Annotated in this window: 12 protein-coding genes; all 12 read left to right on the plus strand. The window is 61.8% G+C overall.

What is annotated here, in order from left to right; translation table 11 throughout:
- Window positions 1–16 precede the first annotated feature (16 nt).
- Complete coding sequence (locus tag DKB71_RS03110; RefSeq protein WP_408599596.1) at window positions 17–1,516, plus strand: NAD(P)H-hydrate dehydratase; 1,500 nt, start codon at window positions 17–19, stop codon at window positions 1,514–1,516.
- Window positions 1,504–1,974: a tRNA (adenosine(37)-N6)-threonylcarbamoyltransferase complex ATPase subunit type 1 TsaE gene (tsaE, locus tag DKB71_RS03115; protein WP_274076797.1), complete on the plus strand. Its 471-nt coding sequence runs from the start codon at window positions 1,504–1,506 to the stop codon at window positions 1,972–1,974. The genes DKB71_RS03110 and tsaE overlap by 13 nt, the downstream gene beginning before the upstream one ends.
- Complete coding sequence (locus tag DKB71_RS03120) at window positions 1,975–3,405, plus strand: N-acetylmuramoyl-L-alanine amidase (protein WP_408599597.1); 1,431 nt, start codon at window positions 1,975–1,977, stop codon at window positions 3,403–3,405.
- Window positions 3,402–5,312, plus strand: a complete 1,911-nt coding sequence (gene mutL, locus DKB71_RS03125; RefSeq protein ID WP_408599598.1) for a DNA mismatch repair endonuclease MutL — start codon at window positions 3,402–3,404, stop codon at window positions 5,310–5,312. Before DKB71_RS03120 ends, mutL begins: the two co-directional genes overlap by 4 nt.
- Window positions 5,312–6,283 (plus strand): tRNA (adenosine(37)-N6)-dimethylallyltransferase MiaA, encoded by a 972-nt coding sequence (miaA, locus tag DKB71_RS03130; protein ID WP_408599599.1) that lies wholly within the window; start codon window positions 5,312–5,314, stop codon window positions 6,281–6,283. The genes mutL and miaA overlap by 1 nt, the downstream gene beginning before the upstream one ends.
- A gap of 94 nt (window positions 6,284–6,377) precedes the next feature.
- Window positions 6,378–6,638 (plus strand): RNA chaperone Hfq, encoded by a 261-nt coding sequence (gene hfq, locus DKB71_RS03135; RefSeq protein WP_007902656.1) that lies wholly within the window; start codon window positions 6,378–6,380, stop codon window positions 6,636–6,638.
- A gap of 12 nt (window positions 6,639–6,650) precedes the next feature.
- Entirely contained in the window at window positions 6,651–7,952 is a 1,302-nt protein-coding gene (gene hflX, locus DKB71_RS03140; protein WP_046819838.1) for a ribosome rescue GTPase HflX, read from the plus strand.
- 96 nt (window positions 7,953–8,048) lie between these two features.
- Window positions 8,049–9,221, plus strand: coding sequence for an FtsH protease activity modulator HflK (hflK, locus tag DKB71_RS03145; protein ID WP_323607459.1), 1,173 nt, complete (start codon window positions 8,049–8,051; stop codon window positions 9,219–9,221).
- Complete coding sequence (gene hflC / locus DKB71_RS03150) at window positions 9,221–10,090, plus strand: protease modulator HflC (RefSeq protein ID WP_090465431.1); 870 nt, start codon at window positions 9,221–9,223, stop codon at window positions 10,088–10,090. Before hflK ends, hflC begins: the two co-directional genes overlap by 1 nt.
- 311 nt (window positions 10,091–10,401) lie before the next feature.
- The gene (locus DKB71_RS03155; protein ID WP_090328525.1) at window positions 10,402–11,589 is read left to right on the plus strand and encodes an ATP phosphoribosyltransferase regulatory subunit; all 1,188 of its coding nucleotides are present in this window, start codon (window positions 10,402–10,404) and stop codon (window positions 11,587–11,589) included.
- Window positions 11,590–11,643: 54 nt separating this feature from the next.
- The gene (locus tag DKB71_RS03160) at window positions 11,644–12,933 is read left to right on the plus strand and encodes an adenylosuccinate synthase (RefSeq protein WP_016984782.1); all 1,290 of its coding nucleotides are present in this window, start codon (window positions 11,644–11,646) and stop codon (window positions 12,931–12,933) included.
- 151 nt (window positions 12,934–13,084) lie between these two features.
- Window positions 13,085–15,019 carry a methyl-accepting chemotaxis protein gene (locus tag DKB71_RS03165; protein ID WP_274076803.1) on the plus strand — a complete coding sequence of 645 codons (1,935 nt, stop codon included), beginning with the start codon at window positions 13,085–13,087 and terminating at the stop codon, window positions 15,017–15,019.
- Window positions 15,020–15,063: the final 44 nt, after the last annotated feature.

Below are 15,063 nucleotides of genomic sequence, written 5' to 3' on the forward strand. Positions count from 1 at the left end.
CGGAGCCCATAGACGCATGCCGCACGCTAAAGATGATTTACCCGACGCGCTGTACAGCGCCGCGCAGGTCCGCGGGCTCGATGCGAGCCTGATCGCGGCCGGCACACCGGGCTTCGAGCTGATGCAGCGCGCTGCGCGAGCCACCTGGCGGGCGCTGGTCCGGCAATGGCCGACGGCCAGCGAACTGACGGTGGTTACCGGTCACGGCAATAACGCTGGCGACGGTTATCTGGTCGCCGTGCTGGCCAAGCGTGCCGGGTGGACGGTACGGGTGCTGGCGGCGGGCGATCCGCAGCAACTGCGAGGTGATGCGGCTTCGGCCCATGCCGAAGCGGTAGCTGAGAAGGTTGTGATCGATGCATGGAGTGCGCAATCGGACTTGCGTGGAATCATTCTGGACGCATTGCTGGGTACCGGCCTCACTGGCGAGGTGCGCGAGCCGTACGCCAGTGTCATCGCCGCGATCAACGCCAGCGGCCTTCCCGTGGCGGCAGTGGATATCCCCTCGGGGCTTTGCGCTGATACCGGTCGCATCCTCGGTTGCGCGGTGCGAGCCGATCTGACCGTGACCTTTATCGGGCTGAAACTGGGCTTGTTCACCGGTGATGCGGCGGATGTCGTGGGTGAGCTGGTGTTTAACGACCTGCACGCCGATCCGCAGCTGCTGGAGGGCGCGCCGACCACTGCCCGTCGCCTCATGGCTGGCAATCTGCCGCCCCTGAACCCTCGAGCCCCGGCCTCCCATAAAGGTCGGTTCGGCCATGTCCTGCTGATCGGTGGCGACCGCGGTTTGGGCGGGGCGATCCTGTTGAGCGCGCAAAGCACACTGCGCAGTGGTGCGGGCATGGTCTCGGTGGCGACCCGTCCCGAGCATGTGCCCGCGGCGCTGGCGCGGATCCCTGAGGCGATGGTGTTGGGCACAACGTCGGCCAATCAATTAATGGATTTGCTTCAAAAGGTGTCCGTGTTGGTGGTTGGCCCTGGACTGGGGCAGGGCGCCTGGGGACGAAGCCTGTTATCGGCGGCCGCCAACGCACCCCTGCCGCAAGTCTGGGACGCCGATGCGTTGAACCTGCTGGCCGAGGGCCGGGTCAGCTTGCCCAAGGGCTGTGTGATCACGCCGCACCCGGGGGAAGCCGCGCGGTTGCTCGGGCTCAGCACGGCCGAGGTTCAGGCGGATCGCCCGGCGGCGGTTCATGCACTGAGCAAAAAATACAACGCAGTCGTCGTGCTCAAGGGCGCCGGCAGTCTGATCGCCTGCCCTGACGGGCGGCTTGCCCTGTGCCATCAGGGCCATCCGGCGATGGCCACCGCGGGGCTGGGTGATGTGTTGGCCGGTCTGGTCGGTGCACTGCTGGCACAGGGCATGGCGGCGTTTGACGCGACTTGCCTGGCGGTCTGGCTGCACGCCAACGCCGGTGAGCAACAAGGAAAATCGGGCCGTGGGCTGGCGGCCAGTGATCTGATACCAGCCATTCGTCAGTTGTTGGAGGAGCAAGCACCGTGTCTGAAGTAACCCTGTACCTGGCCGATGAGCAGGCCATGAGCGACTTTGGCGCACGCATCGCCCGTATCACCGAGGGGCATGGCCTGATCTTCCTTGAAGGTAATCTTGGCATGGGCAAAACCACCTTGTCCCGGGGTATCATCCGGGGCCTGGGGCATGTCGGCGCGGTCAAGAGCCCGACCTTCACCCTGGTCGAGCCCTACGAGATCGGCGACATCCGCGCCTTCCATTTCGACCTGTATCGCCTGGTCGATCCGGAGGAGCTGGAGTTTCTCGGCATCCGCGACTATTTCGAAGACGATGCCCTGTGCCTGATCGAGTGGCCCGATAAAGGTGCAGGCTTTTTGCCAAAGCCCGACCTGACCATTACCATTAGCCCGCAAGACAGCGGGCGTTCGCTGAAAATTTTATCCCAGGGCTCGCGTGGCGAGGCCTGGTGTGCCGCATTGGCATTGGAATCCAAATAGATGATGGGGTTAGGTATGCGCTTTCGCGCGTTGGTGGCTGCCGTAGGGGTGTTGTTTCTGGCGGTGACCGTCGACGCTGTGGCCGAGACGAAGGTCAACAGTGTTCGCCTGTGGCGGGCGCCGGATAACACGCGACTGGTGTTTGACCTGACCGGCCCCGTGCAGCACAGCGTCTTTACGCTGACGTCCCCGGATCGCCTGGTCATCGACATCAATGGCGCGAGCCTCGGTGCGCCGTTGAACGTCAACAGCGCGAACACCCCGATCACCGCCATGCGCTCGGCGCAGCGTACGCCGACCGACCTGCGGGTGGTCATCGACCTGAAAAAGGCCGTGACGCCAAAAAGCTTCTCCCTGGCGCCCAACGCCCAGTATGGCAATCGACTGGTGGTCGATCTGTTCGACAACCCGGCCGACGCCGCGCCGCCGCCAGCGCCAACCCCTTCGGTCGCCACAGTGCCGGCCGTGCCGGTCACGCCCTCGGAGCCGGCCATCAAGTTGCCGCCAGCACCGGCTGGCAAGCGCGACATCATTGTGGTGATCGACGCCGGTCACGGTGGCGAAGACCCGGGCGCCTCCGGCTCCCGCGGTCAGCGCGAGAAAGACGTGGTATTGGCCATCGCTCGCGAACTGCAGCGCCAGGTCAATGGCATGAAGGGTTTCCGTGCCGAGCTGACCCGCACCGGCGACTACTTCATTCCTCTGCGTGGCCGTACGGAAATCGCCCGCAAGAAAGGCGCCGACCTGTTCGTCTCGATTCACGCCGACGCCGCACCCTCTACCGCGGCCTTCGGTGCCTCGGTGTTCGCCCTGTCCGATCGCGGCGCCACTTCGGAAACCGCGCGCTGGCTGGCCGACAGTGAAAACCGTTCCGACCTGATCGGTGGTGCCGGCAACGTCAGCCTCGACGACAAGGACCGCATGCTGGCCGGTGTGTTGCTCGATCTGTCGATGACCGCGTCCCTGACCTCCAGCCTCAATGTCGGCCAGAAAGTCCTGAGCAACATCGGCCGGGTCACGCCGTTGCACAAGCAACGGGTCGAGCAGGCCGGGTTCATGGTGCTGAAGTCGCCGGACATCCCGTCGATCCTGGTCGAAACCGGGTTTATCTCCAACGCCAACGAGGCCTCGAAACTGGCTGCCGCGAGCCACCAGCAGGCGCTGGCACGTTCCATCAGCAGTGGCGTGCGCCAGTTCTTCCAGCAGAACCCGCCACCGGGCACCTACGTTGCCTGGCTGCGTGACTCCGGGAAGATCGCCCAAGGCCCCCGTGACCATCGGGTCAACCCGGGCGAGACGCTGGCGATGATCGCCGTGCGTTATCAAGTTTCTCCAGCCGCTGTGCGCAGTGCGAACAACCTGTCGAGCGATGAGCTGAAGATTGGTCAGCACCTGACCATCCCGGGTAATGATCTGGCGGCCAAAGAATGAATCAGGTCGTGAACAACGGCGCTCGCATCGAGCTGCTCAGCCCGCGACTGGCGAACCAGATTGCTGCGGGTGAGGTGGTCGAGCGCCCGGCTTCGGTGATCAAGGAGCTGCTGGAAAACAGCCTTGACTCCGGTGCGAAGCGCATCGATGTCGATGTGGAGCAGGGCGGCGTCAAGTTGTTGCGGGTGCGCGACGATGGCAGCGGCATTTCCGCCGATGACCTGCCGCTGGCCCTGGCGCGCCACGCCACCAGCAAGATCCGTAACCTGGAAGACCTCGAACAGGTCATGAGCCTGGGTTTTCGTGGTGAGGCCCTGGCATCGATCAGTTCAGTGGCGCGCCTGACCCTGACGTCTCGCACCCGTGATGCCGACCAGGCCTGGCAAGTCGAAACCGAAGGCCGTGACATGGCGCCCCGGGTGCAACCCGCGGCCCATCCGGTGGGCACCTCGGTCGAGGTGCGCGACCTTTTCTTCAATACTCCGGCGCGCCGCAAGTTTCTCAAGACCGAAAAAACCGAATTCGATCACCTGCAGGAAGTCATCCGGCGCCTGGCGCTGGCGCGGTTCGACGTGGCCTTTCACCTGCGCCATAACGGCAAGACCATCCTCAGCCTGCACGAAGCCCACGACGACGCGGCTCGCGCCCGGCGCGTGGCGGCCATCTGCGGGCCGGGTTTCCTGGAGCAGGCGCTGCCGATCGAAATCGAACGCAATGGCCTGCACCTGTGGGGCTGGGTCGGGTTGCCGACGTTCAACCGCAGCCAGGCGGATTTGCAGTATGTCTTCGTCAATGGCCGTGCCGTGCGCGACAAACTGGTGGCCCACGCCGTGCGCCAGGCTTATCGCGACGTGCTGTTCAATGGCCGGCATCCGACGTTCGTGCTGTTTTTCGAGGTCGATCCAACGGGCGTCGACGTCAACGTGCACCCCACCAAGCACGAAGTGCGCTTCCGTGAAGGGCGTATGGTCCATGATTTCCTCTATGGCACCTTGCACCGTGCCTTGGGCGATGTGCGGCCCGACGATCAGCTGGCGGCGCCGGTTACCACGGCCATCGTCCGGCCTACCGGCCTCGAAGCCGGTGAGTTTGGGCCCCAGGGCGAAATGCGCCTGGCCGCCAATGCGCTGCTGGAGCAACCCCAGGCCCAGCCGTCGTTCAATGCGCCAGCCGGTTCAGGCTCTGGCGCCGGATATCAGTATCAATACACTCCGCGACCGCAGTCAGCGGTTCCGGCTGCAGAAGCGCAGGCGGCCTATCGAGAGTTCTTCGCGCCGTTGCCCGAGGCCAACGCGGTTGCGCTGCCAGCCGGACAGGACGACATCCCGCCGCTGGGCTATGCGCTGGCCCAGCTCAAGGGCATCTACATCCTCTCGGAAAACGCCCAGGGGCTGGTGCTGGTGGACATGCATGCCGCTCATGAGCGGATCATGTACGAACGCCTGAAAGTCGCCATGGCCAGCGAGGGCTTGAGCGGGCAACCGCTGCTGGTGCCCGAATCCCTGGCGGTCAGCCAGCGTGAAGCCGATTGCGCCGAAGAACACATTGCCTGGTTCCAGCGCCTGGGCTTCGAGCTGCAGCGTCTCGGTCCGGAAACCCTGGCCATTCGGCAGATACCGGCCTTGCTCAAACAGGCTGAGGCCAATCGCCTGGTGGGTGACGTGTTGGCCGACCTGATGGAATATGGCACCAGCGACCGGATCCAGGCGCACCTGAACGAACTGCTCGGGACCATGGCCTGCCACGGTGCGGTCCGGGCCAATCGGCGTCTGGCCCTGCCGGAAATGAACGGTCTGCTGCGTGACATGGAAAACACCGAGCGCAGCGGTCAATGCAACCATGGCCGACCGACCTGGACCCAGCTGGGCCTGGACGATCTGGACAAACTGTTCTTGCGCGGTCGTTGATGAGCCAGCTCCCTCCTGCGATTTTCCTGATGGGCCCGACCGCCGCCGGCAAGACCGACCTGGCCATCGAACTCACCAAGGTCCTGCCTTGCGAGCTGATCAGCGTCGATTCGGCGCTGGTCTACCGCGGAATGGACATCGGCACCGCCAAGCCATCAAAAGAGCTGTTGGCGGAGTTTCCGCACCGTTTGATCGATATTCTCGATCCGGCCGAGGCTTATTCGGCGGCGGATTTCCGTCGCGATGCCCTGCAAGCCATGGCTGAGATCACCGCGCGGGGTAAGATTCCGCTGTTGGTGGGCGGCACGATGCTCTATTACAAGGCCTTGATCGAAGGGCTCGCGGATATGCCGGCCGCCGATCCGGATGTCCGCGCACAGATCGAGGAAGAGGCCGCCCGCCTTGGCTGGCAGGCGTTGCACGATCAGTTGGCGATCATTGACCCGGTTTCCGCGGCGCGTATTCATCCGAACGATCCCCAGCGTCTGAGTCGAGCACTGGAAGTTTTTCGTGTTAGCGGTCAGAGCATGACCGAGCTACGCTTGCAACAATCTGCGCAAAGTACTGAAGCAGCCGCTTCGGGACGGCAACAATTGCCCTATACTGTCGCGAACTTGGCCATTGCTCCGGCGAATCGCCTGGTACTGCACGAACGAATTAAACAAAGATTCACCTTAATGTTGGAACAGGGGTTCATTGACGAGGTCGTAGCCCTGCGTAATAGAAGTGACCTGCATACCGGGTTGCCGTCTATACGTGCGGTAGGCTATCGCCAAGTCTGGGATTACCTGGATGGCAAGCTGACGTCAGCCGAGATGCAGGAGCGTGGAATCATTGCCACGCGCCAATTGGCGAAGCGCCAGTTCACCTGGCTTCGCAGTTGGGCTGATTTACACTGGCTGGACAGCCTCGATTGCGACAATCTGCCGCGCGCCTTGAAATACCTGGGGACCATCTCCATATTGAGCTGAGTCCTTGCAATTGCCGTCTATCCTTGGGGGTGGGGCGGCCAAAGCCATCTGTTTACCTATTTTTTTATTTTGAATCCTTAAAGGAGTGCGGCACATGTCAAAAGGGCATTCGCTACAAGACCCTTACTTGAATACTTTACGTAAAGAGAAAGTTGGGGTGTCCATCTACCTGGTCAACGGTATCAAACTGCAAGGTACGATCGAGTCTTTCGACCAGTTCGTTATCCTGCTGAAAAACACCGTCAGCCAAATGGTCTACAAACACGCTATCTCTACAGTAGTGCCGGTTCGTCCAATTCGTCTGCCTAGCGCAACCGAATCGGAAGCGGGTGATGCTGAGCCAGGTAACGCCTGATAGGAGTCTCCTTTGTTCTTTGAGCGCCACGGTGGTGGTGAGCGAGTCATACTCGTTCACTTGGATGGACAGGACCCTGAGGCGCGCGAAGACCCGCAGGAGTTTCAGGAATTGGCTAATTCGGCCGGCGCCGAGACCGTTGCGTTTTTTAACGTGCCGCGTCATCGGCCAACCGCCAAATTCCTGATTGGCAGCGGCAAGGTCGAGGAACTGCGCGACCTGGTCAAAGCCGAAGAAGCCGATCTGGTGATCTTCAATCACGTCCTCACGCCCAGTCAGGAACGTAACCTCGAACGTGTTTTCGAGTGTCGCGTGATCGACCGTACCGGTCTGATTCTCGATATTTTCGCCCAGCGCGCCCGTACCCATGAAGGCAAGCTCCAGGTAGAACTGGCCCAGCTTGACCACATGAGCACCCGGCTGGTTCGCGGCTGGACTCACCTTGAGCGCCAGGGTGGCGGTATCGGCATGCGTGGCCCGGGTGAAACCCAGCTGGAAACCGACCGCCGCTTGCTGCGGGTTCGCCTGCGCCAGATCAAGGGCCGGCTGGAGAAGGTGCGCAGCCAGCGCGAACAGTCGCGCCGTGGTCGTTCGCGTGCGGATATCCCTACCGTGTCGCTGGTGGGCTATACCAACGCCGGTAAATCCACGCTGTTCAACAATGTGACGAAATCCGACGTCTACGCGGCTGACCAGTTGTTCGCCACGCTGGACCCGACCCTGCGTCGTCTGGATCTGGACGATCTGGGGCCGATTGTCCTGGCGGACACGGTAGGTTTCATTCGCCACTTGCCCCACAAGCTGGTCGAGGCATTTCGGTCTACCCTCGAAGAGTCGAGCAACTCCGACCTGTTGTTGCACGTGATCGATGCGGCGGAACCGGATCGCATGTTGCAGATCGAGCAGGTGATGGTGGTGCTGGGCGAGATTGGTGCCCAGGACTTGCCGATCCTCGAGGTCTATAACAAACTCGATTTGCTTGAAGGCGTTGAGCCACAAATCCAGCGCGACGAAAATGGCAAACCCCAGCGGGTCTGGCTGTCGGCGCGTGATGGCACTGGTCTGGAATTGCTTGAGCAAGCCATTGCCGAATTGCTTGGCAGTGATTTGTTTATCGGTACCCTGCGCTTGCCGCAACGATTCGCCCGACTGCGTGCGCAGTTTTTCGAACTCGGTGCGGTGCAAAAAGAAGAGCACGACGAAGAAGGCATCAGTTTGCTGGCCGTTCGTTTGCCCCGGGTCGAGTTGAATCGACTGGTAAGCCGCGAAGGATTGCAGCCGATGGAATTCATCGAGCAACACACTTTGCAATAAAAGCCTGAGAAAGCGGTTGTGCCGTGGTGACAGGCATTCTGTAGCATTGGTCGGCGCGCCGTGGGTGCGTCTTTGCTTTATCAGATGGAGAGCGCTATGGCTTGGAATGAGCCGGGTGGCAACTCGAATAATCAGGATCCATGGGGTGGCAAGCGCCGCAATAACGGCGACCGCAAGGGACCACCAGATCTCGACGAGGCCTTCCGAAAGCTGCAGGAAAGCCTGAACGGGTTGTTCGGTGGTGGCAAGAAACGCGGGGATGATGGGGGCGGTTCGGGCAAGAGCGGCGGCTTCGGCGGCCTGCTGGGCATCGGCCTGGTCGTGTTGGCGGCCGTTTGGCTGTACAGCGCGGTCTATGTCGTCGACGAGCAGGAGCAAGCTGTGGTGCTGCGCTTCGGCAAGTACTACGAAACCGTCGGTCCCGGCCTGAATATCTACTTCCCGCCGATCGACAAGAAGTACATGGAAAACGTCACGCGTGAGCGGGCGTATACCAAGCAGGGTCAAATGCTGACTGAAGACGAGAACATCGTCGAAGTGCCGCTGACCGTGCAGTACAAGATCAGCAACCTGCAGGACTTCGTGCTGAGCGTCGATCAGCCGGAAATCAGCCTGCAGCACGCGACCGACAGCGCCCTGCGCCATGTGGTGGGTTCCACCGCGATGGACCAGGTGCTGACCGAAGGTCGTGAGTTGATGGCCAGCGAAATCAAGGAGCGCCTGCAACGCTTCATGGATACCTATCGCACCGGTATCACCGTCACCCAGGTCAACGTACAGAGCGCAGCGGCACCGCGTGAAGTGCAGGAAGCCTTCGATGACGTGATCCGCGCCCGTGAAGACGAGCAGCGTTCGCGCAACCAGGCTGAAACCTATGCCAACGGCGTCGTGCCGGAAGCCCGTGGTCAGGCCCAGCGCATCCTTGAAGATGCCAATGGCTACCGTGACGAAACCGTCTCGCGCGCCAAGGGTGAGGCCGATCGCTTCACCAAACTGGTCGCCGAGTACCGCAAGGCACCTGAAGTCACCCGCCAGCGTCTGTACCTGGACACCATGCAGGAAGTCTTCAGCAACACCAGCAAGGTTCTCGTGACCGGCAACAAGAATGGCCAGAGCAACCTGCTGTACCTGCCTCTGGACAAGATGGTCGAAAGTGGTCGCAGCACCAGCACCCAGGTGACCGGTGCGGCAGCCAGCAGCAATGAAGCGAATGCGCGTGCGGCAGCTGATCTGCAGCAACAGCAAGCACGTACCAGGGAGAGTCGCTGATGAGCAATAAATCGCTGATCGCCCTTATTGTCGGCGTCGTCGTGGCGATCGCTGCCTGGAACTGCTTCTACATCGTGGCTCAGACCGAGCGTGCGGTGTTGCTGCAGTTCGGTCGCGTGGTCCAGGCCGATGTTCAGCCAGGCTTGCATGTGAAAGTGCCCTACGTTAACCAGGTGCGTAAATTTGACGCACGCCTGATGACGCTGGATGCACCGACGCAACGCTTCCTGACGCTGGAAAAGAAAGCCGTGATGGTCGATGCCTACGCCAAGTGGCGGGTGAAGGACGCCGAGCGTTTCTACACCGCGACTTCCGGTCTGAAGCAGATTGCCGACGAGCGTCTGTCCCGTCGTCTCGAGTCGGGCCTGCGTGACCAGTTCGGTAAGCGCACCTTGCACGAAGTGGTGTCCGGTGAGCGTGATGCGCTGATGGCGGATATCACCGCTTCGCTGAACAAGATGGCCGAAAAGGAGCTGGGCATCGAGGTTGTCGATGTTCGGGTCAAGACCATCGACCTGCCGAAGGAAGTGAACCGCAGCGTGTTCGAACGTATGAGCACCGAGCGTGAGCGTGAAGCTCGCGAGCACCGCGCCAAGGGTAACGAGCTGGCTGAAGGCATCCGTGCCGACGCCGATCGTCAACGCCGCGTGCTGCTGGCCGAAGCCTATCGTGAATCTGAAGAGATTCGCGGTGACGGTGACGCCCAGGCCGCTTCGATCTATTCCAAGGCCTACGGTCAGGATCAGGAGTTCTACGCGTTCTACCGTAGCCTGCGCGCCTACCGTGAAAGCTTCGCGAACAAATCCGACGTCATGGTCCTGGACCCAAGCAGTGACTTCTTCCACTACCTGGAAAAAGCCAAGCCTTGATACGACGTTGACCTGATTCATCCCGCCGGGCGGCTAAAACCTCTGGCGGGGTGATCCTTTGGGAAAACGTGTGTATGATGCGGCAGCCGGGAAATTCCCGGCTTTTTTGCGTCTGCACGTTTGATTGCTGTTTTGTGCAGGTGCCCGAGCTGAATGCTCGACAGGTTTTTCGAGGAAAGTGATTGGCGAAGCCGGTAGCAGGCGTTTCGCTTCGTTGCTCCTGCGTCCGATTTATGACCATGGGCTGATCATTTTCTGCTTCACTCAAGGCTCGGCCAAAGGCTGACCGCCCGGATACAGGGGAAGGCGTAATGGCAACGGTAGACCGCTGGCTTCTGCCAGATGGCATCGAAGAAGTACTGCCACCTGAAGCGGCGCGCATTGAAGTTGCGCGTCGTCAGGTGTTGGATCTGTTCCAGAGCTGGGGTTACGAGTTTGTCGTGACTCCCCATATCGAGTACCTGGAATCCCTGCTGACCGGCGCGGGCCAGGACCTGGACCTGCGGACCTTCAAGGTCATCGACCCGCAATCGGGCCGGCAGATGGGTTTCCGTGCCGACATCACGCCGCAAGTGGCGCGCATCGATGCGCACACCCTGCGTCGCGAAGGTCCGAGCCGCCTGTGTTACGCCGGCAGCGTGCTGCATGCCCAGCCGCGTGCCTTGTCGTCCTCGCGCAGCCCGATCCAGTTGGGCGCCGAGTTGTATGGCGATGCCAGCCCGAGCAGCGACGTGGAAGTCATCAGCCTGATGCTTGCCATGCTGCAACTGGCCGATGTGCCGGATGTGCACATGGACCTGGGGCATGTCGGTATCTACCGCGGCCTGGCCCGCGCCGCCGGTCTGTCCGGCGAAGTTGAACAACAGTTGTTCGATGCGTTGCAACGCAAGGCCATCGACGAGGTCATTACCTTGACCGAAGGCTTGCCGGCTGATCTGTCGGGCATGCTGCGTGCGTTGGTCGATCTGTGTGGCGGCCGTGAAGTGCTGGCGGCCGCGCGTGAGCGACTGGCCAAGGCCCCGGCCCCGGTGCTGGCGGCACTGGATGACTTGCTGGCGATTGCCGAGCGTCTGTCCGTGCGTTTCCCGGAGCTGCCGCTGTACTTCGACCTGGGCGAGCTGCGCGGTTACCACTACCACACCGGTGTGGTGTTCGCAGTGTTCGTTCCGGGTGTTGGCCAGTCCATCGCCCAGGGCGGTCGCTACGACGACATCGGCGCCGACTTCGGTCGTGCCCGTCCGGCCACCGGCTTCTCCACCGATTTGAAAACCCTGGTGACCCTGGGGCGTGCTGAGATCGAGCTACCGTCTGGCGGTATCTGGATGCCTGACAGTACGGATGCGGCACTCTGGCAGCAGGTTTGCCAGTTGCGCAGTGAGGGTCAGCGTGTCGTCCAGGCGTTGCCTGGGCAGCCATTGGCCGCCGCCCGTGAAGCGGACTGCGACCGGCAATTGATTCAGCAGAACGGGCTTTGGCAAGTATCGCCACTGGCTTCTTGAGTTTTCCTGCCGGCTGCCGCCGGCACCAAGTTTGCGCGAATGAGGACAAGTGTTATGGGTAAGAATGTCGTAGTCCTGGGCACCCAATGGGGTGATGAGGGCAAAGGCAAGATCGTTGATCTGCTGACCGAACATGCTGCCGCCGTAGTGCGCTACCAGGGTGGCCACAACGCAGGTCACACTCTGGTGATCGATGGCGAAAAAACTGTCTTGCACCTGATCCCGTCGGGCGTACTGCGCGAAGGCGTGCAGTGCCTGATCGGCAACGGCGTGGTGGTTGCACCTGACGCCCTGCTGCGCGAGATCACCAAGCTGGAAGAAAAAGGCGTACCGGTGCGCGAGCGCCTGCGTATCAGCCCGTCCTGCCCACTGATCCTGTCCTTCCACGTAGCGCTGGACCAGGCCCGTGAAAAGGCCCGCGGCGAGCTGAAGATCGGCACCACCGGTCGCGGCATCGGCCCGGCCTACGAAGACAAGGTTGCACGTCGTGGCCTGCGTGTGGGTGACCTGCTCAACATGCCGCGCTTTGAAGACAAACTGCGTGAACTGGTGGATTACCACAACTTCATGCTGGTGGGTTACTACAAAGAGCCAGCCATCGAATTCGAAAAGACCCTGGCCGAATGCAAAGAATACGCGGAGCTGCTCAAGCCGCTGATGCTGGACGTGACCGCCGAGCTGCACGACCTGCGTCGCGCTGGCAAAGACATCATGTTCGAAGGCGCCCAAGGCTCCCTGCTGGACATCGACCACGGTACCTACCCGTACGTGACCAGCTCTAACACCACCGCTGGCGGCGTAGCGACCGGTTCGGGTGTTGGCCCCATGTTCCTGGACTACATCCTGGGCATCACCAAGGCTTACACCACGCGTGTAGGTTCGGGTCCATTCCCGACTGAGTTGTTCGACGAAGTCGGTGCGCACCTGGCTAAACAAGGTCACGAGTTCGGCGCAACTACCGGCCGTGCCCGTCGCTGTGGCTGGTTCGACGCCGTTATCCTGCGTCGCGCTATCGACGTGAACAGCATCTCGGGCATCTGCCTGACCAAGCTGGACGTGCTCGACGGTCTGGAAACCATCAACATCTGCGTCGGCTATAAAGATGCAGAAGGCAACGCCGTTGCCCCGACTGATGCTGACAGCTACGTGGGCCTGCAGCCTGTGTACGAAGAAGTGCCGGGCTGGACCGAGTCGACCGTGGGTGCCAAAACCCTGGAAGAGCTGCCAGCTAACGCCCGTGCTTACATCAAACGCGTCGAAGAGCTGATCGGCGCGCCGATCGACATTATTTCGACGGGTCCGGACCGCAACGAAACCATCGTTCTGCGCCATCCGTTCGCTTGATAAGCTGTTGATGTAAAACACAAAGGCCCCTCAATAGGGGCCTTTGTCGTTTATGCCTGTCGAACGGCATGACCTTTGCTATTAGCTTTGCCTAAAGCGTCATTTTCGGGCGTGCCATCAATTTAATGGCGCTAATGCAGAGGGATTTCAAGTGTCGGCCGTTCTCTCATTGTTACAAAGCCGTTTGTTGCGGCCCGTATTCGTTACCCTCGGTATCGCCCTTTTGGTGCAGGTGCTGGTGGCCGTCGCGCTGACCCGGAGCACCGTGACCGCGCTGGAGGCCGATCTCGGTCAGCGCTTGGGCGCGGACAGCCAAAAACTCTCCGGTGAACTCGAGCAGGCGGGACGTGAAGTCACGTCGAGCCTCGACAGCCTGTCTGCCAGTACCCGTCAGCGCCTCACGGCTGGCTTGTCTACACGGCTGAAGGACGAGCAGGCGCAGTTGCGTGCGACCCTGGAAAAAGACCTGAAGGATTCCGCCAGCGACATGGCGCAGCTTCTGGCCTCGGTGGCTCCTCGTGCCATGTGGGACAACGACGTTCCGACCTTGTCCGAGTTCGCCCGTCGGGCCCAGCGCAACCCCAACGTCCTGTTCGTGGTGTATGACGACGCCACCGGCCAGCACCTGACGCGTTACCTCAACCGGGAAAACCCGATCAACAAGGCCCTTTTGGAAAAAGGCCAGGGCGAGCGTGCGCTGGACAAGGTGCTGGATGCGGCGAAGAACGATCCGTCGGTCTTCTACATCGAGGCATCGATCAACCCGAATGGCGTGGAAATCGGCAAGGTCCTGATGGGCGTCTCGACGGCCTCGGTGGAGGCTGATCTGGCAGCCCTGGACAAGCGCTTCTCGGCCTTGATCGCCAGCGGCGACCAGCTGGTGGGTGACAGCCTCAAAGGCGCGGCGGCGGACAGTGCAGCCGCCATGCGTGCGCGTCTGCAATCGGCCCAGTCCACAGCCGCTGAAATGAAAGCCAACACCACCAGCACCGTGCAGGAGGCCGCAGCAACCTTGCGCTGGCGTATCGGTGTGAGTCTGGCCGTGGTGGGCTTTGGTGTCCTGCTGTTGCTGGCGGTGGTGCTCGGGCGTCGAGTGGTCAATCGCCTGAAGATGCTGATTGTCGCCATGGATGACCTGGCGGCGGGCGAGGGCGATCTGACCAAGCGCGTGCAGATCAGCAGCAAGGACGAAATCGGTGATATGGCTTCGGCGGTCAATCGCTTTGTGGATAAATTGCAGCCGATCGTGCGCGAGGCGGGTGATGTCGCTCAGCGTACCGGTGTGGAAATCGGTGCCATGACGTTGCGTAACGCCGGGGCCGATGCGGCGGCAGGCATGCAGCGCGATGAGGTGGCGGAAAGCCTGCGGGCCCTGTCGCGAATGGCGGATGAAGCACAATCTGAAAGCCATGCCATGCAAGCGGCGTTGAAGCAGGTGGTGGATATTCGCCAGGCCACCGACGAAAACACCCGGACCTCGGCCAAAGTCGGCAACCTGATCGAAGCGTTGGCAGGCCAGGTCGAAACCGGCGCGCAAGTGATCGAGCGCCTGGCGCAGCAGAGCGAACAGATCGAGGTGGTGCTGACGGTGATCCACGGGATTGCCGAGCAGACCAACCTGCTGGCGCTGAACGCGGCCATTGAAGCAGCGCGCGCTGGCGAAACCGGGCGCGGCTTTGCAGTGGTGGCGGATGAGGTGCGCGCATTGGCGAGCAAGACGCAAAGCTCCACCGGCGATATCCAGGCGCACATCGTGGCGTTGCAGCAAGGCGCACGCGAAGCCGTGGCGGCCATCGGCCAGGCCGGGCGTCAGGCCAGCGAGGGCCTGTTGGTCCTGCGTGACAGCGCGCGGTTGCAGCAATCAGTGCAGGCTTCGGTCGAGCAGGTGCACACGGCGATCGGCCTGGCGACCCAGGCCGCCGAGCACCAGGCCCGCGGAGCCCAGGCGGTGCGTGGTCGGGTCGAGACTATTCATGTGCAGGCCGAGAAGGCGGCCCAGGCGGTGGTGGAAACCACTGCCAGCGGCAAAGTGCTCGATGGCCTGGCGGCGCAGCTGAAAGCGAGCCTGGGGCAGTTCAGGGCTTGATGTATTGCCTGGCCTGGCCCCTTCGCGAGCAAGCCCGCTCCCAC

The sequence above is a fragment of the Pseudomonas sp. PLMAX genome (assembly GCF_046042685.1).
Lineage (GTDB): Bacteria > Pseudomonadota > Gammaproteobacteria > Pseudomonadales > Pseudomonadaceae > Aquipseudomonas > Aquipseudomonas putida_AE.

What these genes read in the sequence shown, in the direction of transcription:
- mutL (WP_408599598.1), top strand. Translation starts at nt 3,402, where the DNA reads ATGAATCAGGTCGTGAACAACGGCGCTCGCATCGAGCTGCTCAGCCCG.
- hflK (WP_323607459.1), top strand. Translation starts at nt 8,049, where the DNA reads ATGGCTTGGAATGAGCCGGGTGGCAACTCGAATAATCAGGATCCATGG.
- hflC (WP_090465431.1), top strand. Translation starts at nt 9,221, where the DNA reads ATGAGCAATAAATCGCTGATCGCCCTTATTGTCGGCGTCGTCGTGGCG.
- miaA (WP_408599599.1), top strand. Translation starts at nt 5,312, where the DNA reads ATGAGCCAGCTCCCTCCTGCGATTTTCCTGATGGGCCCGACCGCCGCC.
- DKB71_RS03120 (WP_408599597.1), top strand. Translation starts at nt 1,975, where the DNA reads ATGATGGGGTTAGGTATGCGCTTTCGCGCGTTGGTGGCTGCCGTAGGG.
- DKB71_RS03110 (WP_408599596.1), top strand. Translation starts at nt 17, where the DNA reads ATGCCGCACGCTAAAGATGATTTACCCGACGCGCTGTACAGCGCCGCG.
- hfq (WP_007902656.1), top strand. Translation starts at nt 6,378, where the DNA reads ATGTCAAAAGGGCATTCGCTACAAGACCCTTACTTGAATACTTTACGT.
- DKB71_RS03160 (WP_016984782.1), top strand. Translation starts at nt 11,644, where the DNA reads ATGGGTAAGAATGTCGTAGTCCTGGGCACCCAATGGGGTGATGAGGGC.
- DKB71_RS03155 (WP_090328525.1), top strand. Translation starts at nt 10,402, where the DNA reads ATGGCAACGGTAGACCGCTGGCTTCTGCCAGATGGCATCGAAGAAGTA.